Genomic DNA, 22,839 nt, shown 5'->3' on the forward strand with positions numbered 1-22,839 from the left:
CTAATTTCAAGGCATTCTCCACAAGAGTTTGAGTCTTACCGTAGAAGTAGCTAATAACAAAGAACACTGAAGGGATAATTACTGCAAGTATCATCAGAGAAAGTAAAATAGAACTTTTGAAGGCAAAACCTAATCTAAACCCCCTCATATCACCCTCCGTCCAAAATTATATACAACTATACTCAATAAAGTCTAAAATTCACAATCGGGTGTAATTTCTCTTTCTTACTCCCAACTTAACTACCACTTTTTTTACAGGTACCTAAGAAGCTTAGTATGAAGTGAAATCTTGTAACTAGTGAACGCTGTCTAAGAACAATTATAAGCAAAAAAGTAAGCAAAAAGTCTAGAATCTTACTTCCTAATGGAAATTTATTGTCCTAGCTAAAACATAAATGGAATTTAAAAGCTTCTCTTGATTAAAATTTAGCTACCTTTTAAGGAGGTAAGTATGAAGAGAATAGGAATACTTACGGGTGGAGGAGATGCTCCCGGACTAAACGGTGTCATCATGGGAGCGTATTTTAGGATAAAAAAAGATCTCCCAGATGTTGAGATCTTAGGTTTGCTTGAAGGGTGGAGGGGACTGATTGAGAAGAAGTATACAGTATTGAAAGATGAGGATGTCAAAGACATTCACAGAGAAGGTGGAACAATAATTGGTTCTTCCAGAACTAACCCCTACAAAAATGAAGAAACTGTAAAGAAAGTCCACCAAAGCTTTAAGGAATTAGAGCTAGATGCTCTTATAGCGATAGGTGGTGAAGACACACTAGGTGCAGCAAACAAGCTTGCTAAAGATGGTTTTCCTGTTGTGGGTGCACCAAAAACTATTGACAACGATTTAAATGTCACAGATTACACATTCGGATTTGACACTGCAGTAAACATTGCTATGGATGCCATTGATAAGCTTCACACAACAGCAAAGTCCCACAGGAGAATAATGGTTGTTGAGATAATGGGAAGACACGCAGGATGGATAACTCTATGGGCAGGAATAGCAGGAGGAGCACATATGGTTCTACTTCCCGAAGAAGTAACAAAAATAACAGAAGTTGCAGAATTTGTCAAAAAGAGAAAAGAAAAGGGTGAACTATATACGATAATAGCAGTATCCGAAGGAGCAATATTGGACACAGGCGGGGTCCAAAACTTTGTTTTTGAGGATGCCAAAACTGATGAATTCGGTCATGTAAGACTTGGTGGTATCGCAAAACAACTTGCAAAATATATAGAGGATACAACAGGAATTGAAACGAGATACGTAGTTTTAGGACACTTGCAAAGAGGAGGAGCACCAACTGCTTTTGATAGAATCCTATCTCTAAGATTTGGTATAAATGTCGGCGAATTGGTGCTAAGAAAAGAATGGGGCAAGATGGTAGCACTAAGAGGAACAGAAATTGTAGCTGTGCCTCTTGAAGAAGCTGTTCAAGAACTTAAAGTCGTTCCCAAGAAGGTAATAGACGAACTGAAGAGTATACTTTAGTTAAAACTATAAATCAAAAAGGGGCAAAACGCCCCTGACTAGAATTACATGTTAAGAATTCTCTTTGCTAACTCATCATAAGCATCAGTTATGAATTTAAGTCCCGTCTCTCTCTCTGTTTCCCTGTTTGCTGCTGCAATGTCGTCTCTACTAATCTCTTTGATAGAAAACTTCCTAGCACCTGCCATTAGTTGTTGTAACCCTGCTGCAATTTTATCAGCCCATGTCCAGATAGCAATTGCTCCGAAAGGAATATTTTTCATCTCACTCTTACCAACCTTCTTCTCAACTTCGTAATACCCTGCAAATATCTCCTCAGGCTTTGCACCAATGTCAGTAACGGTTTTTGGTAAGCTATCCCAGTTACCATTAACCTTAGCCTTGTTTTCTGGTCTCAAAACACCCTCAATATTTGAACCAACAAACGCTGGTATCATTGAAGCTCTACCCATACATACAATCTTAACAAATGGAGATCCAAGAGCCAAAGCCTTGAAAACATGATCTTCTCTTGCAAATCCGCCAGCAAAAGACAGATCAACAACCTTCTTACCTTTTGATGCGAGTATCATTGCATACTCATAGGCTTTTGCGTGCAATAAAAGTGAAGGAATTCCCCATTGCTGCATCATATTCCATGGGCTCATACCCGTTCCACCACCAGCACCGTCAATAGTGAGTAGATCCAATCCGGCATCAGTTGCACACTTTATTGCCAGCGCTAATGAAGCAACATCATAAGCTCCTGTTTTTAAAGTTATCCTCTTAAACCCAAGTTTCCTAAGCCGTCTCACTGTCTTCATAAAGTTCTCATACACCTCTTCAGGAGAACTCATATCCGTATACCCAAGCCTACTATGTCTAGCAAATGCCTTTATTGCCCCAGCTTTGAAAGCCTCCTGCACCTCAGGTAAATTAGGATCAGGATCAACAATATACCCCCTTTTTCTCAAAAGAAGAGCATAATCCAGATCTTTTACCTGAATCTCACCTCCAATATCCTTCGCTCCTTGTCCCCACTTGAGCTCTATAACAACCTTATCTCCATACTTGTCGATAACATACTCCGCAACACCATTTCTACTATCTTCAACATTCATCTGAACCAATATAGCACCATAAGTCCCGTCAAAATACCTCAAGTAAGTCTGTATCCTTCTATCCAGCTCTGGTGCCTCCTGCACCTTACCGTTAAGCTTTGCCTGTCTGTCAACACCCACAACGTTCTCACCCACAACTATCGGAAATCCAACCAATGCAGCACCTATTGCGAAAGAGTCCCAATACTTAGCAGCAATGAAAGTAGATCCCAAAGCACCAGTCATTATCGGAACCCTAGACTTAGTTTTTACCTTGTTACCAAATTCAGTCTCAACACTAACATTAGGGAAAATGCAGTCATCCGGAGAATCACTAAGACCCTTTGGTAACCCCTTAGCACCATAAACATACCCCATTATTCTGATAGCATTGTAGTTCACACCAATCGGAGAAGTATTATCAGCACCAGCTGTCACCATCCCAAAATCTCTGGGATAAAGAAGCTTCCTACCCACTAATCCTGCAAGCCAAGTCTCACACTTGCCTTGACAATCAGCCCTACAAAGGGTACACAACCCTGACTCAGCAGGCACACCTCTATTAGTTGTTCCTAAAGCATCATTTGTCTTCGGCCACTCCAACATATACACCCCCCAGAACGTTTTCGGAAAGTATAAAAAACCTTGACTTTCACTGTCTAGTTAATACATCAACCTTCAATAAATTCCAACTTATAGGTAAAATAAACCGAATTTAACTTTTCGTTTACTTACTTCTTCGTTCCTAGGTAGCACTTATCACTCTCAAAACTTTATTCCATACCAGCCTCTTGGTAGCTTATCAAAAAGAGTATTTACCCAGTCCCGACAGGGACTGCGAGAAAAGTAAAAAACACCTACTAATTGTGAATCTTGGAACTTATCAGTAACTTCCAGAATTATTTTTCACACAAATTATGAACTTGTTTATAATTTACTCATGCGAGGCTAAAATATGGATGGAGAGAGAGTAAAAAAATTTATTGAGTTAATACAGTATTATAACAGAGAACCTAACAAAAGAGTTTTCAGGGTTGATAGAGACTGTTACATTATCTTCACAGGCTTCTCGGCACTAGACGAAAAACCCTTTATAAGAATAGGTTATTCCAATTACATAGAAAAATTCAAGCAACACATAAGTAATGTAATAATCGCTGTAGGCTACCTGTCATCCATCAGCGAAGAGATAAAACAAATAGAATCAGACGAATTTGAAACCAACTTTATAGTTCCCAGTAGCATATATAATGTAATCCTTAAATTCTTACCCTCAACCCTTCACCACAAGGTAAATGTAAATGTAATTGACAAAGCTGAAGAAGAGAAAGAAGCCAGTAAGGTTATTAAGGAAATAAGCGAAAAGTATAAAAGCTATGTTCTTCTCTACAGTGATGGAAATTTTGCCGTTACTTTCAGCGGTAGAAAGATATTTGACCTTTTCTCTGCTATAGTCAATGATCTTACTAGCTCAAAAATACTAAATCTCCTTTCAGCAAAGTTATACGACATTCTACCAAACAACGCTATAATAAAAGTAGGAGGCAACTACATCATAAGAAGCAAAAAAGGAGAAACTCTAATAGCCACCGATGAGTTTGATACCAGAGAATTTATTAAATACCCAATACCTATAACCAGCGTCAAAACCCTCATTGGTAACGATGTTATTTCACTAATAGATACTGTAAGACTTATCTACGACAGAAGTAGATTAAAGATCCTTACAAACAAAAGCACTTACGAAGATTTCAAAAAATTCACTCTAGGAATAAGATTTGTTGAAGTAAGTGAAAAAATAAATATCATAAGCAATGTAAACATAGTATCCTCGGAAAATAAGTATTACATCCCACTTGTTGATAGAGACGGTAAGGAGAAAGTTCTTGTGTTCGGAAAAACCGAATCTAAAAACAAAATCCAACTTGATAACCTAGAATATATGCTACTTGAAAACTTCTCTAAGCATAAGCTAACCTACTTTTCAACAGATCTTCTTCTTAAAGACCCCGAAGAAAGAGACTTTCACGAAGAATTTAACAAGATAAAAGACACAATAAAGGAGATCTTCAACAAGAGAATAACTATATCCGACATAGAAAAAGACTTTGAATCCGACAAGCTAAGGATAGCAAATGACAGAAAAAGATTAGAAGAACTCATCAGTATCTATACAGAGATCTCCAAATTACCCTACTCAGAAAAGCTTGAAATACTGGTTAAAAGCGAAAAACTTGAAGGAACCCAAAAAGAAAAAGAAATAAGAGAATTTGCTCAGAAGGTATCCTCTGAAAGCCTAACTACAAAAAAAACACTACGCAAAAGCTATCAAGAAGAAATTTCTCGTTCTAGATCAGCAAAAAGTAGAAAGTTCCTAGGTATTGATCTGAAATATCTACTTATCTCTCTAGGAGTTATAATCCTACTTGTAGGAGGAGTCCTCCTAATCTTTAAAGACGAAATAACCTCCTATCTCTCAGGACCTCTCACTAAGGAAGAACAAAAACTCACTCACATCATCTCTAACCTAGAGAACATCTACGAACCTGAGCTTACTGAAGTCCAGAAAGAGCTAGGTATAACAATAACAGACTACGATATATGGGTTTATGTGAACAAAGTTGCGGTAATAAACGGCTATAAACCTCTTACCTACAGAAACCCGCAAAAGTGGGAAGATCCCGACTGGGTCTATCCCGGAAATAAACTTAAATTACTTGACGATAGTGTTGTAGTAGTCAGAGAAGGAGACAACATGTGGAACATAAGCAAAAGGAAAATCATTGAAGACTACATAAAAAAGAATTTCAATGTAACAGTTAGATCCAAGGGAGGAACTAACTTCTACAAAGTCAGGAAAAGATAACCTAACTTTTGGGTTTCTTTGTTGTATCTCTATCATATGCTTTTATCCACTTTGAAGTTTTATACATTTTCACACTACCACCCTCCGCTGTCACAAACAACGCCTTTATATTCCTCCTCTCGGCAAACTTCAACCCCGCATCTTTACCCAAAACCAAAAGAGCCCTAGCCAGAATTACCGCATCCAAAGGGTCATCATCCACTACAGACACAGATACCGTCCCGTTATCCGCAGGATATCCAGTTTTAGGATCTAAAACCGAATGGTATATCTTAAAGCCTTCTATGAAGGAATTCTCGGAAATACTCGCGGTATACACTGAAGAATTTGATACACTAACCGTCAGCAATGTTTCATTCTCTGTTCTATTTTTTGGATTACTTATCCCTACCGTCCAACCAGATTGATCCTTAGTTCCAACACATAGCGAAAAGTTGTTGCCTACAGCAACAAAAGCATTTGTCACATTACTCTTCTTCAAAAAATCTTTAACCTTCAACAAAGCTACTCCAACCGAAAATGGAGTTAGGTAAAACTTCGTCTGCTTGTTCCTCAGCATCACACTATCTCCTGAAATCACTAAATTCTTCAAAGAAGATACCTTTAAAGCATTTGACAGCTCAACAGGAGAAGGAACATAAAACCTTCCCGTTTCAAACCCCCACAGATCCACCAAGTATCCCAACGTCGGACTCACTGCCTTTGTAAGCGAATGATAATAAAGTACCCTACCAAGTATGGTGCTTAGATCCTTATTCATCTTCACAAACCTCTTATAACACTTCTCCGTAATCTCTCTTACGTAACTTCCATCCCTGTATGAAAAATTGAATATCTCATTCGTTATGATTTGAAACAACTTCCTTGAGATCTCTCTTCCATCTTCATAACTTGTGACATATAACTTAACTATGATAGGAATATTCTCATATGTTGTATAAACCTCAGTAAGTAGTTGAGAAAAGGACCTAGAACCGAGTATTACCAAAAACAAAAGTGCTATAAATAGCCTATACATACACAAGTTATTATTACAACCAAGACGATTTGATTTCAACAAACAAAAACGAAAAACTTTAATCCCTAAAACTAACTTTCTCTGGTATCTTGAGAAATAGCACCATTAGAATATATCTGTTTTGGTGAGTCAGGAGGTTGCTAAATGGTGCTACTTCTTGCAGAAGTAGGCAAAGGATTTGGACTTGGACATTACAGAAGAATGCAAGTTCTTAACAACTATCTCAACTCTAGAGGCATAGTATCTAACCTATCTACCCTTGAGAACATCAATAGCCACACATTGAACAAGTGTAAAATCATCATCTTAGACCTTAGGGAAGCAAACAAAAGGTTAGTAGCTGAACTAATATCAAAGCAAAAACTAGTAATCTCTCTTGATGACTTGGAAACACGAAAGCCAACAATTGTGTCAGTTCTATCTCTACCCTACATAAAGACATACGGTCCCCCGCCCAATTTCAAAGGAACCAACTACCTAATACTAAACCCTAAATTACTGGAACTGAAAACAAAAAACACATTTGATATCTTAATAACCTTCGGTGGCGAGGACCCGAATAATTTAACCACCTTTGTCCTAGAAAATTTCTCATCTCTTTTTGGAAACAAAACATGCTGTGTTTTTATAGGAAAAGCCTTTACAAACAAGAGGGAAATAGAAAGAATCTGTAACTCCAAGGGCATAGAGGTATTTGATGAGAGCAAGAGTGAATTCTACAACATTCTAGCTTCCTCTAATACCATTGTAACCTCATTTGGAATGACAGTATACGAAGCTTTGACTCTTGGAAAAAATATTTTACTTTTCAACAACTCTGAATACCACCATAAGATATTTAGGAGAAGCGGACTAGAAAAGAGCAACAGAGTTAAAGAAATAGGCTATCTACGACAAGGCAGATGGATCAAAGTTGCTGATAGAGAGTTCTTAACCTCACCAGAGTCTAAAAAAAATCTGGAAATAGATGTCACTGGTAACCTTGAAAGGTGGCTTGAGATCATAGAGAGAGTTGCTAAAATTAACGATGTGGACTTTAACTTCATCTCTCATAGCAGAGCCTATTACAGAGATCAGAACAAAACAGTGTTTCTAAAAGGAAATAACGTTCTTGAATTGCCATTTTAGACTACTCAAAATACTCTATCTTATTTGATGGTGTTTCCCAAACTGTTACTTTCAACACCTTCAGTCCTCTTCCTTTGATCTCATCAAAAACATATTTCGCTAAGCACTCTGCGGTTGCAGGAGATATAAGGTTGTTTAGGTGTTGGTGATCAAGGTTAAGATCTTCCAGAACCTTCTTAAGGTAAGAGAAATCTACCCCTATTCCTATGCTATCCAGACTTTCGGACAGAACCGATACCTCTATCCTCCAGCGATGTCCGTGTAGTTTTGAGCAAGGACCATCATACCCTTCTACAACATGAGAGGCGTCAATCTCTATGCTTTTTGATACTATCCATTTCCCCATGTTTTAGATTATACCCAACGCCTTCCCATGCTTTTCAAATATAGTTAAAGCCCAATCCAACTGCTCATCTTTATGTGTTGCCATATAACTAGTTCTTATTATCGTTTCCGAAGGAGGTACCGCCGGAGGCAATACAGGGTTTACAAATATCCCATCATCTGAGAGAGCTCTCCAGAACTTTAGTGTCTTCTCAAAGTTATTTATCTTTAGGGGAATTATCGGAGTACAGGAAGTGCCCGTATCAAACCCTAACTCCTTGAAAGCCTTCATCATCTTATGGGTTATTTTCCACAATCTTTCTATCCTTTCAGGCTCTTCGTAAATTATATCAATTGCTTTGCTTACAGTTGCAACAGTTGCTGGAGTTGGACTAGCACTAAATATAAGTGCTCTTGCCTTATGCTTTAGGTAGTTTATCAACCTCTCACTACCTGCTACAAAGCCTCCTATTGATGCAAAACTTTTGCTAAAAGTTGACATTATTATGTCTACCTCATCATCAAGACCGAAATGATGCACCGTTCCCTGCCCATACTTGCCACCCAAAACTCCCATACCATGTGCATCATCCACCATTATCCAAGCCCCATATTCCTTACACACCTTTACAATATTAGGTAGATCAGCAATGTCTCCTTCCATACTAAATACTCCATCAACCACCACCAGTTTTGCCTTCTCTTCAACCTTCTCAAGAACTCTTCTCAGGTGATCAATATTATTATGCGCAAACCTATACATCTTAGCTCCAGACATCCTGCAAGCATCTATTATAGAAGCATGATCCAGTTTATCTGTTATTACGGCATCACCAGGCCCTAAAAGTCCGGCTATCGCAACCAAATTTGCCATATACCCCGTGCTAGTCAACAACGCAGACTCTTTGTTGACAAACTTAGCAAGCTTTTGCTCAAGCTCTTCATGTATCTTAAGCGTCCCATTTAAAAACCTAGAACCAGCATTCCCAGTACCATACTTTCTTATTGCCTCAACAGCTGACTCTATCACCCTCGGATCAGTAGTCAAACCCAAATAAGCGTTAGACCCTAACATAAGGTATTTCTTACCATTTATAAACACCTCAGTATCCTGCGAAGACTCAATAGGCCTAAAGTATGGATAAAGTCCAACCGCCTTTGCTTCATCTACCTCTCTGTAACTAATTATCCTTCTATATAACTCATCATTCTTTCTATGAGTCTCCAAATCCTTAGACATATTCACCCCCTACCAAAACCTTTCCCAGATCAACATCCTAACACCTAATATTCTATAACATACTCACCCAGCATTCAACTTCTTCGGAAAACTACACAAAGCTCAATCCCCACTAAGCAAACCCCAAACGCTAAACCGACAAAGAATCTTATTGAAAAAACTCAATAAACTCCAACTAGTGATTAAGTGTAACTTTTCTTTACTTTTCCATAACCCCGTCAAGATTGAACAAATACCTTTCTTGATAGCACCCGAGAGAGGCCCAGCACGAAGTAAAGTTTTGTTACCGAAGAAGACTATCTAGAACCAAAGTGTATGAGTAAGAGTGAGCAAAAATTTTAGAATCTTTTTTTGCTCATCAGTAGAAACTGGAATTTGTCAGAAAAAACCTAAAAAATTGGACATCACAACCTATAAGAGGTTAAAATATACTACTGAAGATGAGAAGAACTGTTGGAGGAACCTTAATACTCTTCTTCATCGTTGCTATTGCATCCTACAAATACTATCCCTCCATCCTAACACTAGATAATGTTTTCTCTTTCCTTCTCAGGAGGTTTATCTATACACTCCGAGTGCTTGGAGGCGAGAACAATGTAGAAATCCTTGCATTAGCACTGTCACTAACATTTCTCCCCCTGCTTTTTAAAAAACCATTCTACTACTTTTTCAAAAACCTCTTAGGGTGCGAGCTATCCACTTTAGGCTGGTTAGGAATATACGGAATCAGCAATCTACAATACCCACCACACATAATAGGAGTGCTAACTTACGATGTTGCAGGCTTTCTAGTAAACTCAGTTGGAAACTACCTGGGATACGCTATATCCTTTCTAATTCTAATCTTTGGTATTTTCTTAATTCTAACATCCTATAAAACTTCATCTAAGATCATCAATCTTGGCCTAACAGCGCTTTTACTATCGCTCCAAAAGATCTTTCTGTTCATAAAATCTCTTTTTGAATATTCTGAAAATAACGAATATCCTGAGTTCTCAAATAGAAAGAGAGAAAGCAACTTCAACGTTTCCTCTTCAGCCTCTGGAGATAGAAAATTTGATCACCCATACGAATCAAGACCTAGAAACTCCGAAACAGAGCCGAATTTTAGCAAAAAGTTCATAGAGATAACAGAAATAGACCTAGACACTGAATCAGATATTCACCACAGCAGTTCATCCTACCAACCATCCAGAACAAGGCATATGGATATTTTCGCTACCTCATCCAGAAACTCAGAAACATTCGTAAAAGAGGACTCTCAGAAGAAACTTTCTGAAGAGGACTTTAAAAGTCATACCGTAAGAGATGTTGAAATCATAAATGAATCAAAGAGTGTTGAAGAAACAGCTGAATATACCGATTACGAAGAAGGTGATACTACCCAACCTGAAAGAAAAACCAACACAACCTACTCTGAAGGCAAAGTATTTTCTGGTAAATATCCTCCCCCTGTGGAATTACTTGACAAACCGGAACTTAGTGAAGTTGACGGCTCAGAACAGCTTAAGGAGATAGAGGAGACTAAAAGGATAATCCAAAACACTTTCTCAGAATTCAAAATAGATGCAGTGATTGAAGGAGTGATAAGAGGCCCTGTTGTTACTATGTATGAAGTTAGGCCTAAGCCGGGCACTAAGATTGCCAAAATAGTGAATATCTCTGATAACCTTGCCCTAAATCTCGCAACATCCAGAGTAAGAATAGTCTACCCAATTCATGGAAAGTCAGTCATAGGTATAGAAATACCAAACAAAGTGAGAAAAACCGTAAAAATAAGGGAAGTTATTGAATCAAGAGAGTATAGGGACAGCAAAGTAAAACTTCCACTTGTGATAGGAGTAGATATCCACGGCAAACCCATCGTTGAAGACTTAACTCAAATGCCCCATCTTCTAATAGCAGGCTCAACAGGTTCAGGCAAAAGCGTTTATGTAAACTCAATAATCGCCGGACTACTGTATGCAAGAGGACCAGATGAACTGAAACTTATAATGATAGACCTGAAAATAGTTGAACTAAAATCCTACAACAGCATTCCTCATCTACTCTCACCAGTAATAACAACCCCAAACCTCGCTAAAACCGTTCTAGAATGGCTCGTAGAAGAAATGCAGTATAGATACAAAAGGCTAGAATCACTAGGGTGTAGAGACATCCACCACTACAATAACAAAGTAAACAAACTTGGTGAAAGCAACAAAGAGAAACTTCCCTATATAGTTCTAATAATTGATGAATACGCAGACCTTATGATGACATCACCCAAGGAAACAGAAGACTACATAACAAGGCTTGCAGCTATGTCAAGAGCTGTAGGAATACACCTGATCATTGCAACCCAAAGGCCTTCAGTAGATGTAGTAACGGGTTTAATAAAAGCCAATTTTCCGGCAAGAGTCGCATTCAGGGTTGCCTCTAAAGTTGACTCAAGAACGATACTTGACACAATAGGCGCTGAAAAACTTTTAGGGAAAGGAGATCTTCTCTTCATGAGCCCAACACATCCCACTCTAATAAGAGTGCAAGGATGCTTTATATCTAACGAGGAAGTGGAGAGAACCGTTGATTACCTAATAAAACAAGATTCCCCGAATTACATAGATCTCCCATCACTACTTGAAGTAGGAAATAACTACGAAGAAGAAACCGATAACTTTAGCGACGAAGAGTTTTCAGATGAACTATATAACGAAGCAGTAAAGATTGTAATCTTAGAGAAAAAAGCCTCAGCATCCTATCTTCAGAGAAGACTCAGAATAGGATACAACCGTGCAGCAAGGATGATAGAACGAATGGAAGAGGAAGGAATAGTCGGCCCACAACAAGGAAGTAAACCCCGAGAAATATTGGTAGACGAATCTTACCTAGAAAAAATAAGCTAATTTTCATTCACCAACAACAGTAGCAATATCTTCCCTATCAAGCTCTTTTACTCTAATGTAGCAAAACTCTCCCTTCCTGAAAGAAGCACTTTTTGAGAAAACCCTGAGGTAGTTATCCGCATACCCATAAACCCCACCATCACAAAACTCCTCAGGCAATACCCTAACCTCCTTACCTAGAAACTTCTTTCTAAAATCAAAAGAGATCTCCTTTACCACATCAAACAAAACTTTCTCCCTCTCCTTCTTCACCTCATAGCAAACCTGCTCAGGCATAACACTAGCAACAGTCCCCCTGCGCAAAGAAAACGGAAAAATATGTAACCTGAAAAAACCCACCCTTTTGACAACTTCAACAGTCTGCCTAAAGTCATCCTCAGTCTCTCCTGGAAAACCTACAATTACATCACCAGTAAGTCCAAACCCTTCATAGTATTTTCTTGCTATCTCTGAAATCCTTACAAGATCAGAAGAAGTATAATCTCTCCTCATCTTCCTTATTATGCGATCAGAACCACTTTGCATTGACAGATGCAAATGAGGTGCTAGCTTACCTTCCCTAACAAACTCCAAAATTCCTACATCAAACTCATCAGGCATTATTGAAGAAAGCCTAACCCTAAAATCACCTTCTACACTTACCATAGCTTTCACTAGATCCTTAAGTCCATAACCATTCCAGTAGTAGCTTGTTATATTAACACCAGTTATAACTATCTCCCTATACCCAAGATCAAGAAGTCTCTTAAATCTTCTTATAACCTCGTCATATTCAAGTGAAACACTCCTTCCTCTAGCAAATGGAACTCTACAGAAAGAACATACCCTATCACACCCATCCTGAATTTTAAGAAAAGCTCTGGTCCTGCCAAGAAATGAATCTGGCTCAAATTCAAATCTACCGTTTTCCCTAGTTACCGCATTCTCCAAACTTAACCCCTTCCCCTCAACAAACCCCTTAACAACATCAGGAATCCTATACTTATCCTTGTTACTTACCAATAGGTCAACACCTGAAAAATCCCCCTCTTCGTTTCCTTCCTGTACAAAACATCCTGTAACAATAAAAACAACATCCCTCTCCCCCTTAAGCCTTGAAACCTGTCTTATAAACTTCCTAGCCTTCCTATCAGCATTGTTAGTAACACTACAAGAATTAAATATAACAATATCTGCACTTCTAGGGTCCTCAATGTATTCTAAACCAATCCTACTGAGCTTGCTCTCTATCGCAGAACTCTCAAACTGGTTAAGCTTACAACCGTGAGTAACAATGCAAAACTTCATAACACATAGTATTGTAAAAGTTTTTCCACAAAAACTACAATTCTTCAGTCAGTTTGGCAATAAATCCCAAAATCTATAACTAGGATACATTTTTCCTTCCTACTATTCTCGCAGTCCCTGTCGGAACTGGGCAAATACTCTTTTCAACAAGCACCTAAAAGGCTTAGTGTGAAGTAAAGTTTTGTGACTGACGAATACTATCAAAACCAAAGGAAGTAAGCAAGCAAAAATCTTAGAATCTTATCCACTCACATACGGAAATTGGAATTCACCGTTGACTCTCCGACAAAAACTATAATTTAGAATTGGGTGCAGTTTCTTCTTCTCTCTCTCGCAGTCCCTACCGGGACTGGATGACTTAACTTTCTTAAGAAGTTGAAAGTTTTAAGGATGTTTTCCTGAAAATTTTAGTCAAAACCAAAAGAGACTTGAAATTTGGTGAGAGTATGAAATGGGAAGGAGTAATAAAGCATTACAGAGAATTTCTTCCGATGATAACTGAAAGAACTCCAATTGTAACTATTCTAGAAGGGAACACTCCCCTTATAAGGGCAATAAACCTTGGTAAAGAACTAGGTGTGGATTTATTTATAAAGTTTGAAGGTCTTAATCCTACAGGCTCCTTCAAAGATAGGGGAATGACTGTTGCCATATCTAAAGCTGTGGAGAAAGGTGTAAAAGCAACAATATGTGCTTCTACTGGTAATACTTCTGCTTCTGCAGCAGCTTACTCAGCAAGAGCCGGAATAAAGTCAATAGTGCTTATACCTAAAGGATATGTGGCTCTAGGTAAGCTTGCACAGGCGATGATATATGGTTCAATAGTGCTTGAAGTGGAAGGAAACTTTGATGACGCTTTAAACGTAGTAAGAGAATCGGCAGATAAGCTAGGAATTGAGATTGTCAATTCTATAAACCCTTACAGGCTGGAAGGGCAAAAAACAGCAGCATTTGAGATCTGTGATGTACTAAGCAGAGCCCCAGATATTCAAGTTATGCCTGTTGGAAACGCTGGTAATATTACTTCTTACTGGATGGGATATAAGCAGTATAAAGAAGCTGGGAAAATAAACTCTCTTCCAAAGCTATTTGGAATTCAGGCACGAGGAGCAGCACCTATAGTCTACGGAAGAGTTTTTGAAAAACCAGAAACCATAGCAACCGCAATAAGAATAGGAAACCCCGCAAGATGGAAAGAGGCAGAACAGGCAAGAGATGAGTCGGGAGGTAAAATCATAGATGTAACTGACGAAGAAATAATTGAAGCTTACAAAAAAATAGCCTCAAAGGATGGACTATTCATAGAACCTGCCTCAGCAGCTTCAATAGCTGGGCTAATAAAACTTGTTGGAAGTGGAGACATCCCTAAAGGAGCACTGGTAGTTGCAATCGCCACAGGAAACGGACTAAAGGATCCAAACACTGCTATATCAAATCTACCCCCAACATTCACAATAAAACCCTCAATAGAAGAGGTCAAAAAATTTCTATCCTAATATGCTTAGATATATTTTAATCTCCGCATTACTACACCTAGTTTTAACCATAGGAATAGTCGGAACTTTCTTACACCTACATCAAAAACCACAAGAAAAAATCAGAATCTACGCAAAGTACGAAGATATAAAAGTAGTTTTTGAAAGCCTTCCCAAAAAGCGAACTAAAAACACAGACTTAAGATATGTAAAAAGCTCCCCACAAAAAGACAAAATCAACCTCTCTGATACTCCTACTCCATCCGAACTTCCCCTCACAAATACCGAAAAAAATCAAAACCAACCACAATCTCAGCAAACATCAACTGATATACACCCCAAAACCCACGGTCTTATAATACCCCCAAAAGTATTGTTCACTCCTCACATAACCTATCCCTTTTCAGCAAGACTGAAAAAGATAGAGGGTAGTGTAACTATAGGAATCCTAATATCAACAAATGGCAAGGTAAAAGACTGCTGGGTAATAAAAAGCAGTGGTAGCAATGCTCTTGACTCCTCAGCAATAGAATACGTTAAAGGTGTTATATTTGAACCTGCTAGAAATGAACAAAATGTACCAGTAGAATTTGAGACAACTTACATTGTGCACTTTATTCTAAAATAGACAATACAACTTACTTAAATTTCACAACAAGTAAGCATACATCATCATTAAGCCTGTCTTGAGAAAAATCCTTTAGTCTCCTAACCAAACTATTTACAATATCTACAGGTTTCTCGTCCTTCATACTGCTTAGTAACTCCTTTAGTCTACTTATACCAAATTCCCTTCCTCTTTCATCTATCTGCTCAATAAGTCCATCAGTGTAAAGCATAAGCACATCACCCTTACCTATTTCAACGCTTTCCTTTCTTATGTCAATACTCTCAAACAACCCTAGTGGTCTGGAAGTAGAGTGCAACAATATAGTCTCACTTCCTCTTAGAAGAACACAAGGCACATGTCCAGCATTAACATAATGCAATTTTCTAGTGCTTGGCGTATAACACGCAAAAAACAATGTAAGAAATGTTAGTATACTTTCCTCATCGTAAAACCACCTATAAATATTACGATTTATATTTTTGGCTACTCTCAGAAACGAACTTAGACTTACATCGGCACTATTAAGCATTGCTTTGACCATAATAGAAACCAACCCTGCAGAAACCCCCTTACCAGAAACATCACCTATCGCAAAAAAGAAATTATTCCTCCTCTCTATAAGATCAAGATAATCACCACCTATGTTATAGGCAGGAATATAAATGCCGTAAGATTCAAACCAGCGGTTAGTAGTATACTTTGTTGGCACCAATTTTTCTTGAATCTGAGAAGCAATCCTTATATCCTCCTCAAATGCTTTTTTCCTCTCAGCTTCATTTAGAGCCTTAAACATTATTCCCACTATGTTCAAAAGCTGTGAGAGATAAAACAGCTTCTTAAGCCTAGGCTTAGTGCAACTAAAAAACACCAACCCCAAAACTTCAAAATTTGGAGAGTAGATAGGTACCATCAGATTTGCACCCAGACTTCTCATCACACCTTTGGTATCCTCAAAAACACTCTGCGGAAGAAGAGTAGTGTTTTTCAAATCAACAAATGGCACCCTAACTTTAGAAGTCTCTATGAAATCCGATAGCGTAAAATCCCTCTTACCTATCTCTAACATCTTGACATTCGTTTTGTTACCACCCAGCAGTTCATAATTACCTTTACCCATATCAACAAATACAAACAGACTACTATGCTCCAGCCCTACTATACCGAAAACTTCCTTTACTATCTGGGAAAAATCCTTCAACTTTGGGAAATCATACATTTTGGTAAGTACATCGTTAACAAAACTTGAGAAAACATTTTTTCCTACCGAGAGAAATAAATTGAGAAAAGCAACAAATACCACAATTCCTACCACATAAAGTATAAAGAACAAAGGCGAAAGAGAAGGTAAAAGAAAAAACAATAACAAGAATACAATGGAATAAATAGAAAACACCGCTACTCTTGTATATCTTGACAGAAGAAGCCTAAAAAGTAGCATTAACTAGTAAACCACAACCGAATACACTGGTATTCCAAGAAACTCTCTTCCTTTAAGAGCCGAAAGCTCAACTAAAAATCCTGCTCCTACAACCTCACCACCAAGCTGTTTTACCATATCCATAATCGCTTTAGCAGTGCCACCTGTTGCCAGAAGATCATCAACTATTAAAACTTTATCACCCTTAGAGATTCCATCTTCATGCATTTCCAATACAGCACTTCCATACTCAAGAGAGTAACTATAGGATACAGTCCTATAAGGAAGCTTACCTTCCTTTCTAACAGGCACAAAACCACATCCCTTCAAATACGCTAGCAAAGAACCAAAAATAAAACCCCTAGCTTCAGGAGAAACAATCTTGTTAATCTCTAGATCCTTTATAAGGTTGTAAAGGTCATTAACAGCACTCTTAAAAACCTTTCCCTCCTTAAACAAAGTAGTCAAATCCCTAAATATTATTCCTTTGATAGGAAAATCTGGAACATCTCTTATAAACTTTTTATAATCCATAACTCTCCTCCACAAGAAATGATATAGCTCTCATCACCTTTGTTTCAATTTCACATGGACAAAACTTCAAAAGAAAAACTCACCTTACCACTACAAAACCCGCTCCAAGTAACTTCCATCTGAACCAAAATTTCAAAAACCAACATCACCTTATCTTCACAATTATCAAGTTCTGGGACATCGTTATATCTAGCTTCCCTACCCCAGACACTGTTTCCAAACAATCCCTCAGATCATCCACAAATTCACCAATTGAACCCTTTACCACAACCTCATACTCCACATAACCATCTGACATACTTTTTCTTTTCTTCATCTTCACAGACGGAATAGTACTTATCGATGTTGAAATTTCTCTTTCGGTGGAAATATCTTTAACACCCATAACCTTCACAGACACAAGTTCTCCACCCTCTAGGTATTTGTTCACTTTCTTCATGATCTCCTTCAATCCATCTTCAGACATCTTGGAAATTAACCTCTCAACTCTTTCAGAAGTATTACCTGCAACAGGAGCATTCGTTGAAAGAATCGTTTTCCCAAGTCCCCTACCAGTAGAAGCATCATAGGCACTCAGGGTTATTCTTATAAAAACCTGCTTGATATCAACAGCAGGAACATCCTGATATGCTTTCTTAAGAGTCTCCATTTTCTTCTCTTCAACTTTTACTGACACCTCAACATACACATTTCCCCCTACCTCAGTAGCTAAAAGTTGCGAAAGAGTCATACCCTCACCCTTCTTCTCTTCATAAATCTTCTCCATCTTCTTCCTCAGTTTTGCAACAACTTCATTCTCAACATACTCAATGGATAGCTCGGAAAGGCCTTCGTTTATAGAACTTACAGATAGTAAAGTATACTCATCCTTTTCATACCCTTTCTCAGGAATAACAACAAACTTTAGGGCTTTTGTAAGATCCGAAGGGAAAGCCATCGAACCCAAAAGACAGAATATGAAAGAAGTCATTAACGTTCTTCTCATCGGCAACTCCCAAACACTCTAGTCATAAAGATACTTATCATAAAGTAACGAAAAGGGATGCCACCAGACAACAGGAACTCTAATATTAATACCGAATTCCCATTCAAAAACACTGCTAGTATCACTCCTATCAGGAAACCATAACCCTAATATCACCGTCCAATAAAAGGGCATATCTTCAAACATTACTCCCACCTCAAACTCAAAAGGCCAATTAAGAGGAGAAGAGTAATTACCACTTGGTATCTGGCGCGAAACACTCTCATCAACCCTTCCATAGTAGGAATAGTAATAGTAATCAACCTTTGAGGATATTACAGATATTCCCTCTACTAAAGGTAGAATTGATGCTTTAAAAAAGAATCTTTCATCTTCCGACAATAAATTAACATACCTTATACCCAGTGACGGCACAAAACCATTAAACTCCGCGGATACCAATGAAGCATCGTAGTAATAATCATCTTCCTCTCCTGCATAAAATCCTGCCCATACTTTAATTCCACTTTCTAAATACCACCCTTTCCAAAACCTTATTCTAAAGAATTCTATTGTAGCATTAAAGCAAGCTAACAGAATTTGATCTTCGAATATGTCATACCCATTGTAGTTCTCCTTTAGCGTCATACCTGGAGTCGTAAAACCTCCAAGCCATCCAAAATCCACGGTCATTCCTACCCCAGGGGCAGAAAGAATAAATCCTAAAAACTCCCCCACAGCACCAGTTATAGTTCCAACAGTTTTTGAAACACCTTCAGAAAACTCTCTCTGTTGCACTTTACCTATAGACTCTCTCTCAGCTGGAGTTAGTTGCGAAAAGAACACTCTCCCCCAATCAGCTGTAACACTCTCAACTAAACCAAGTTTGAGGTTAAGTTGCACTTTCCCCGTCGCTGGCTCTTTAGTAATAACACCATACAAGAACGAATCCACACTGTAAAACTTCCCAAACTCTTTCTTCGTTCTAAAAAATGCACTCTCCTCATATCCTTCCTTCTTTATTTGCTCTATAATCCTACTCAAATTAGCTCTGTCTATAACTTTAACACCAGGTATTTTAGCCTGAACCAAAGCACTTATCATCTTATCCACTACAGCACTGTCATCTATACCCTTACCAGTGTTTATAAAAAACACCGAAATTGAAGTTATCGGCTTACCATAATTTCTTATAGCATCCTCATTGATCTTATCCCACTCCTTGGCAAAAGAGTTTTCATTCTTAAGAATCCCCTCCTCAATAACAGCATCCACACTAGTTTTGAAATTCCTACGATTCATTCCCACCTCATAAGCCCAAACTATCTGGGTAGTCTCAACATCTATAAGCTTAAGCACTATTGATATATTCGGTTCCCCACCCGCAAGAGGGTTATTGTTTATTGTCCCAAACATCATATACTCTATCCCAAGCCTTTTACCAAGCTCCTTAATGTTATTCTGATCTATAAAACCTGTAGCAGATAAGTTCATCTCCTTCATAGCTACTTCAACTATAGAATCCTCAACTAACCTAAAACGCCCCGTCTCAAGAAGAATTACAGAAATATCATCCTTTATCTTGCTAGCTCCTACCCTGTACCCACTTCTGTTTTCAAAATCCCAAATGTATATAACTATTTTCTTCTTCTTAGCTCCAAAAACACCTATACTGAGTATGTTCTCCTTTATCTCTGCTTTTAACTCCTCATAAGGTCTCATCACAAGAGTAGGATCAGCATCATAGTCCTTAATCCTACTTTCAGCTCTATCAAAATCTGCTCTAGAACTTGCTGACTCTCTAAGCGAATCTAATCTCGCACCTGTTCTAGGAAAAACAGAATCACTGAATGATAGGAAAATCACCGTGACCAAAACTAACAACAAGAATCTATACATACACCACCTCTTACTTTAGTATTATAATACTAAAATAATCACATTTCAAACTTGACAAAGCCAACAAAAAGCTATCTTCAATATACCTACTAAACTCCCTACACAAACCCACCAAACCTAACTAGTAGCACAAAAACTACCCATCAACCAAAAGAAAAGCAAAAACACCCCTTCTACTCAAAACCTTACTAATTCTAGAGAAAAAATTCGAAATCACCTCATCCTCTTGAAACGAACCACTACCTTTGCTAAAAGCCCCACACTCTACCAGCAACCTCTTAAGCTCATCTTTTGACAAAACACCAACAACTATGTCAAACCCCCGAACCAAATAAGGCTTCACTACATCTTCATAACTACTTAAACAACTCCTAACCTCATCAGTTACTACCTGTTTCAAACCATACCTAAAATTTAGAGTGTCTATATAACCCACTACCTCTTTAGCTTCACTCTCACTATTCACACGAGTCTTCCTATACTTTTTGCTCCACAATCTAACTATCTTTTTTACCCCGTTAGATGAAACATACTGTAAATTGCCAAGAGCCTCAGTGTTAGAAAAAACACCTAAACCTCGTTCCCTAATCATTCCAGAATCATAAGAACTACCGCAATACCTGTGAAACATATAAGAACTGTAACCCTTTATATCTCCAATTACCCTATGAAGATCCTCCTCCTTACAAGCAACTAGCAAATGAACACTACTTTCCAAAACATTGTAAACGACAACCTTATACCCTTTCATCCTTATTCTTTCAGATATTATCCTTGAAATACACTCTCGTTCTTGGTCACTCAAAACAATAACTTCCTCAACATCTTCGTCTCCTCTACCGCTATTTACTGTTTTGGAAACTCTAGCAGTTTTCCAAGTTACATAAAATAAGTCCAGATGTATCATTTCCCTATGAAACACTTCCGAAAAGTAAATCTCAAAGTCAAAATCACCACACCCACCCGTAACTTGGCAAATTCTTTTCTTTACATCTTCACCTATAAATTTCCTCACTTCACTATCGGTTTCACAAGAATACTTTAGCTTAAGCTGTTCAATCTCTCTCAAAATCCCTTCATCAAGAAACTTCTTTTCCACTTCCAACAAAGGGTTTCCACACATAATTTTGTAGTCCAAGCTAGGTAAAGATATACCCCCAAGGTTTCCTTTCTCACCAAAAACAAAGAATGATAACTTTCTCTTACTTTCTTCAATCTTACTAAGCTCAAAACCAACCCCATAAAGGGAATTCTCAACACAATGTTTCTTAATTTCGCAATATTTCACTCTACTACCAAGATGAAGAGAAATGATATATCTAAGTTTCACAAGCTTTTTTGCCATTTCAGTAAGAACAATCTCTACATTATCAGCAATGGTGCAAATTTTTATGTTCCTAAGCAACCTATCTATCCTCTCAATATTACCTAGAACAGCGTTAGGAAGCTTTGGAAAAGTTTTCGCCTTTTCACTGATCTCCAAAGCTTCTCCAATACCACTAACAGAATAAGACTCAGAAATACGAACAAATTCCTCTACACTTTCCCTACTAACAAATCCCTTCAGTTCACTTGAAAGAAAAGAAACCAGACTATCACTGCACAATACTGTAACAGCATCATGACAAGATGTAAAGTCCCTTACCCTAACCTTAATGAATTTAAACTGTCCCCCATTTAATTCTTCCATCACTCCAAACTAGGCTCCATAACAATCAGATATTGAAATCCTAAATGTATTTTAAGCACTGAATGCAATAGTTGTCAAAACTCTCTTCAGCCAATCAATAAATTCCAATTTCCATTAGGCAAGTAAGCAAGACCCTAGACTTTTCTTACTTATTCTTTGGTTTTCATCAGTCACAAAGCTTTACTTTGCATCACTCCTTTTAGACACTTATCAAGAAGTGTATTCACTCAGTTTCAACAAAGAGTGCGAAAAAACAAAAAACCATATCTAGCTGTCAAATTTCGGAATTTATTGGGAATCTATCATTTTTCTTGGAACTAAGGCAGGTAAGAATTTAAAATAAACCTTTATGTTATCGCTTAGAGGTGTGTTTGTAAATGCTTCGGGAACTTTTTTCTCAAGAATTTTGGGACTTTTCAAGAATATATTTGTAAACTTCTATTTTGGCCTAGCAGATACTTTTTGGGGAGCTTTCCAGATCATAAATACCTTTAGAATATTCGTGGGAGAGGGAGCAATAAACAATATTCTCATACCCCTATACAAGAAGATAAAAGAAGAGTCCCCCAGTAGTGTAAAACCTTTTTTGGTAAAGTCATTTGTTTTCGTGTTTGCTTTATCATCAACCTTATCCCTAGGACTCTATTTGACAGCATACCCATTAGCAAAGGCTATCCTTCCAGGGTTTAGAGAAAGTAAAGTCCTAGAAAGTGCAAACTCAATAATGATAATGTCACTTTCTGTAGTTCTAATCTCTACTCAATCATTTCTAGCATCAATACGCATAGCAAAATATGGTAGTTTTTTCAGCTTTGCCTATGCACCAGTGGTAGCAAATGTGTTAACCATAGCTACTATACTACTACTTAACCATCTTGGAATATATATCCTCTCTTGGGCTGTAGTTGTAGGCACCCTGGGAATGTTGCTA

17 protein-coding genes are annotated in these 22,839 nt (G+C 37.9%); 7 read left to right on the plus strand and 10 right to left on the minus strand.

Going from position 1 to position 22,839, the window contains the following annotated elements; genetic code table 11:
* Positions 1-451 precede the first annotated feature (451 nt).
* The gene (locus tag ABDH28_03280) at positions 452-1,492 is read left to right on the plus strand and encodes an ATP-dependent 6-phosphofructokinase (protein ID MEN2998042.1); all 1,041 of its coding nucleotides are present in this window, start codon (positions 452-454) and stop codon (positions 1,490-1,492) included.
* Between the two features lie 44 nt (positions 1,493-1,536).
* On the opposite strand, the gene ABDH28_03285 is transcribed toward ABDH28_03280, so the two are convergent.
* A complete protein-coding gene (locus ABDH28_03285) occupies positions 1,537-3,177 on the minus strand; it encodes a glutamate synthase-related protein (protein MEN2998043.1) in 1,641 nt (546 codons plus the stop codon).
* A 349-nt stretch (positions 3,178-3,526) separates the two neighbouring features.
* Here ABDH28_03285 and ABDH28_03290 point away from each other — a divergent pair, with 349 nt between their 5' ends.
* Complete coding sequence (locus tag ABDH28_03290; protein MEN2998044.1) at positions 3,527-5,437, plus strand: hypothetical protein; 1,911 nt, start codon at positions 3,527-3,529, stop codon at positions 5,435-5,437.
* A 1-nt stretch (position 5,438) separates the two neighbouring features.
* On the opposite strand, the gene ABDH28_03295 is transcribed toward ABDH28_03290, so the two are convergent.
* The gene (locus tag ABDH28_03295; GenBank protein MEN2998045.1) at positions 5,439-6,455 is read right to left on the minus strand and encodes an FAD:protein FMN transferase; all 1,017 of its coding nucleotides are present in this window, start codon (positions 6,453-6,455) and stop codon (positions 5,439-5,441) included.
* 144 nt (positions 6,456-6,599) lie between these two features.
* Between ABDH28_03295 and ABDH28_03300 the strand changes: the two genes are divergently transcribed.
* Positions 6,600-7,583, plus strand: coding sequence for a hypothetical protein (locus ABDH28_03300; GenBank protein MEN2998046.1), 984 nt, complete (start codon positions 6,600-6,602; stop codon positions 7,581-7,583).
* Position 7,584: 1 nt separating this feature from the next.
* Here the strand turns inward: ABDH28_03300 and ABDH28_03305 are convergent, their stop codons facing one another.
* Together ABDH28_03305 and ABDH28_03310 are read right to left on the minus strand one after the other, a co-directional pair.
* A complete protein-coding gene (locus tag ABDH28_03305) occupies positions 7,585-7,929 on the minus strand; it encodes a 6-carboxytetrahydropterin synthase (protein MEN2998047.1) in 345 nt (114 codons plus the stop codon).
* 3 nt (positions 7,930-7,932) lie between these two features.
* Positions 7,933-9,147, minus strand: a complete 1,215-nt coding sequence (locus ABDH28_03310) for a pyridoxal phosphate-dependent aminotransferase family protein (GenBank protein MEN2998048.1) — start codon at positions 9,145-9,147, stop codon at positions 7,933-7,935.
* A 440-nt stretch (positions 9,148-9,587) separates the two neighbouring features.
* On the opposite strand from ABDH28_03310, the gene ABDH28_03315 reads away from it, so the two are divergent.
* Positions 9,588-12,032 carry a DNA translocase FtsK gene (locus ABDH28_03315; GenBank protein ID MEN2998049.1) on the plus strand — a complete coding sequence of 815 codons (2,445 nt, stop codon included), beginning with the start codon at positions 9,588-9,590 and terminating at the stop codon, positions 12,030-12,032.
* Between the two features lie 3 nt (positions 12,033-12,035).
* Here ABDH28_03315 and mtaB read toward each other — a convergent pair whose 3' ends face one another.
* Positions 12,036-13,319 (minus strand): tRNA (N(6)-L-threonylcarbamoyladenosine(37)-C(2))-methylthiotransferase MtaB, encoded by a 1,284-nt coding sequence (mtaB, locus tag ABDH28_03320; GenBank protein MEN2998050.1) that lies wholly within the window; start codon positions 13,317-13,319, stop codon positions 12,036-12,038.
* Positions 13,320-13,765: 446 nt separating this feature from the next.
* Between mtaB and thrC the strand changes: the two genes are divergently transcribed.
* Together thrC and ABDH28_03330 are read left to right on the plus strand one after the other, a co-directional pair.
* The gene (gene thrC / locus ABDH28_03325) at positions 13,766-14,815 is read left to right on the plus strand and encodes a threonine synthase (protein MEN2998051.1); all 1,050 of its coding nucleotides are present in this window, start codon (positions 13,766-13,768) and stop codon (positions 14,813-14,815) included.
* 1 nt (position 14,816) lies between these two features.
* Positions 14,817-15,422, plus strand: coding sequence for an energy transducer TonB (locus tag ABDH28_03330; protein MEN2998052.1), 606 nt, complete (start codon positions 14,817-14,819; stop codon positions 15,420-15,422).
* A 10-nt stretch (positions 15,423-15,432) separates the two neighbouring features.
* Here the strand turns inward: ABDH28_03330 and ABDH28_03335 are convergent, their stop codons facing one another.
* The 5 genes from ABDH28_03335 to ABDH28_03355 all read right to left on the minus strand — a co-directional run bounded on the left by ABDH28_03335 (position 15,433) and on the right by ABDH28_03355 (position 21,908).
* Positions 15,433-16,716, minus strand: coding sequence for a PP2C family protein-serine/threonine phosphatase (locus ABDH28_03335; GenBank protein ID MEN2998053.1), 1,284 nt, complete (start codon positions 16,714-16,716; stop codon positions 15,433-15,435).
* 129 nt (positions 16,717-16,845) lie between these two features.
* On the minus strand, positions 16,846-17,355 hold the full coding sequence (locus ABDH28_03340) for an adenine phosphoribosyltransferase (protein ID MEN2998054.1): 510 nt from the start codon (positions 17,353-17,355) through the stop codon (positions 16,846-16,848).
* Positions 17,356-17,500: 145 nt separating this feature from the next.
* Positions 17,501-18,340, minus strand: coding sequence for a DUF6175 family protein (locus ABDH28_03345; GenBank protein ID MEN2998055.1), 840 nt, complete (start codon positions 18,338-18,340; stop codon positions 17,501-17,503).
* Positions 18,341-18,358: 18 nt separating this feature from the next.
* Entirely contained in the window at positions 18,359-20,218 is a 1,860-nt protein-coding gene (locus tag ABDH28_03350) for a hypothetical protein (GenBank protein MEN2998056.1), read from the minus strand.
* Between the two features lie 136 nt (positions 20,219-20,354).
* Positions 20,355-21,908, minus strand: coding sequence for a transposase (locus ABDH28_03355; protein MEN2998057.1), 1,554 nt, complete (start codon positions 21,906-21,908; stop codon positions 20,355-20,357).
* A gap of 349 nt (positions 21,909-22,257) precedes the next feature.
* On the opposite strand from ABDH28_03355, the gene ABDH28_03360 reads away from it, so the two are divergent.
* Positions 22,258-22,839 (plus strand): lipid II flippase MurJ (locus tag ABDH28_03360; protein ID MEN2998058.1); only part of this gene is annotated, 582 nt, incomplete at its 3' end.

The sequence above is a fragment of the Brevinematia bacterium genome, from assembly GCA_039630355.1.
Classification (GTDB): Bacteria; Spirochaetota; Brevinematia; order DTOW01; family DTOW01; genus SKYB106.

Bases quoted from the DNA above. Each gene is read 5' to 3' on its own strand.
- ABDH28_03280 (MEN2998042.1), top strand. From the start codon at position 452: ATGAAGAGAATAGGAATACTTACGGGTGGAGGAGATGCTCCCGGACTA.
- ABDH28_03285 (MEN2998043.1), bottom strand. From the start codon at position 3,177: ATGTTGGAGTGGCCGAAGACAAATGATGCTTTAGGAACAACTAATAGA.
- ABDH28_03290 (MEN2998044.1), top strand. From the start codon at position 3,527: ATGGATGGAGAGAGAGTAAAAAAATTTATTGAGTTAATACAGTATTAT.
- ABDH28_03295 (MEN2998045.1), bottom strand. From the start codon at position 6,455: ATGTATAGGCTATTTATAGCACTTTTGTTTTTGGTAATACTCGGTTCT.
- ABDH28_03300 (MEN2998046.1), top strand. From the start codon at position 6,600: ATGGTGCTACTTCTTGCAGAAGTAGGCAAAGGATTTGGACTTGGACAT.
- ABDH28_03305 (MEN2998047.1), bottom strand. From the start codon at position 7,929: ATGGGGAAATGGATAGTATCAAAAAGCATAGAGATTGACGCCTCTCAT.
- ABDH28_03310 (MEN2998048.1), bottom strand. From the start codon at position 9,147: ATGTCTAAGGATTTGGAGACTCATAGAAAGAATGATGAGTTATATAGA.
- ABDH28_03315 (MEN2998049.1), top strand. From the start codon at position 9,588: ATGAGAAGAACTGTTGGAGGAACCTTAATACTCTTCTTCATCGTTGCT.
- mtaB (MEN2998050.1), bottom strand. From the start codon at position 13,319: ATGAAGTTTTGCATTGTTACTCACGGTTGTAAGCTTAACCAGTTTGAG.
- thrC (MEN2998051.1), top strand. From the start codon at position 13,766: ATGAAATGGGAAGGAGTAATAAAGCATTACAGAGAATTTCTTCCGATG.
- ABDH28_03330 (MEN2998052.1), top strand. From the start codon at position 14,817: ATGCTTAGATATATTTTAATCTCCGCATTACTACACCTAGTTTTAACC.
- ABDH28_03340 (MEN2998054.1), bottom strand. From the start codon at position 17,355: ATGGATTATAAAAAGTTTATAAGAGATGTTCCAGATTTTCCTATCAAA.
- ABDH28_03345 (MEN2998055.1), bottom strand. From the start codon at position 18,340: ATGAGAAGAACGTTAATGACTTCTTTCATATTCTGTCTTTTGGGTTCG.
- ABDH28_03350 (MEN2998056.1), bottom strand. From the start codon at position 20,218: ATGTATAGATTCTTGTTGTTAGTTTTGGTCACGGTGATTTTCCTATCA.
- ABDH28_03355 (MEN2998057.1), bottom strand. From the start codon at position 21,908: ATGGAAGAATTAAATGGGGGACAGTTTAAATTCATTAAGGTTAGGGTA.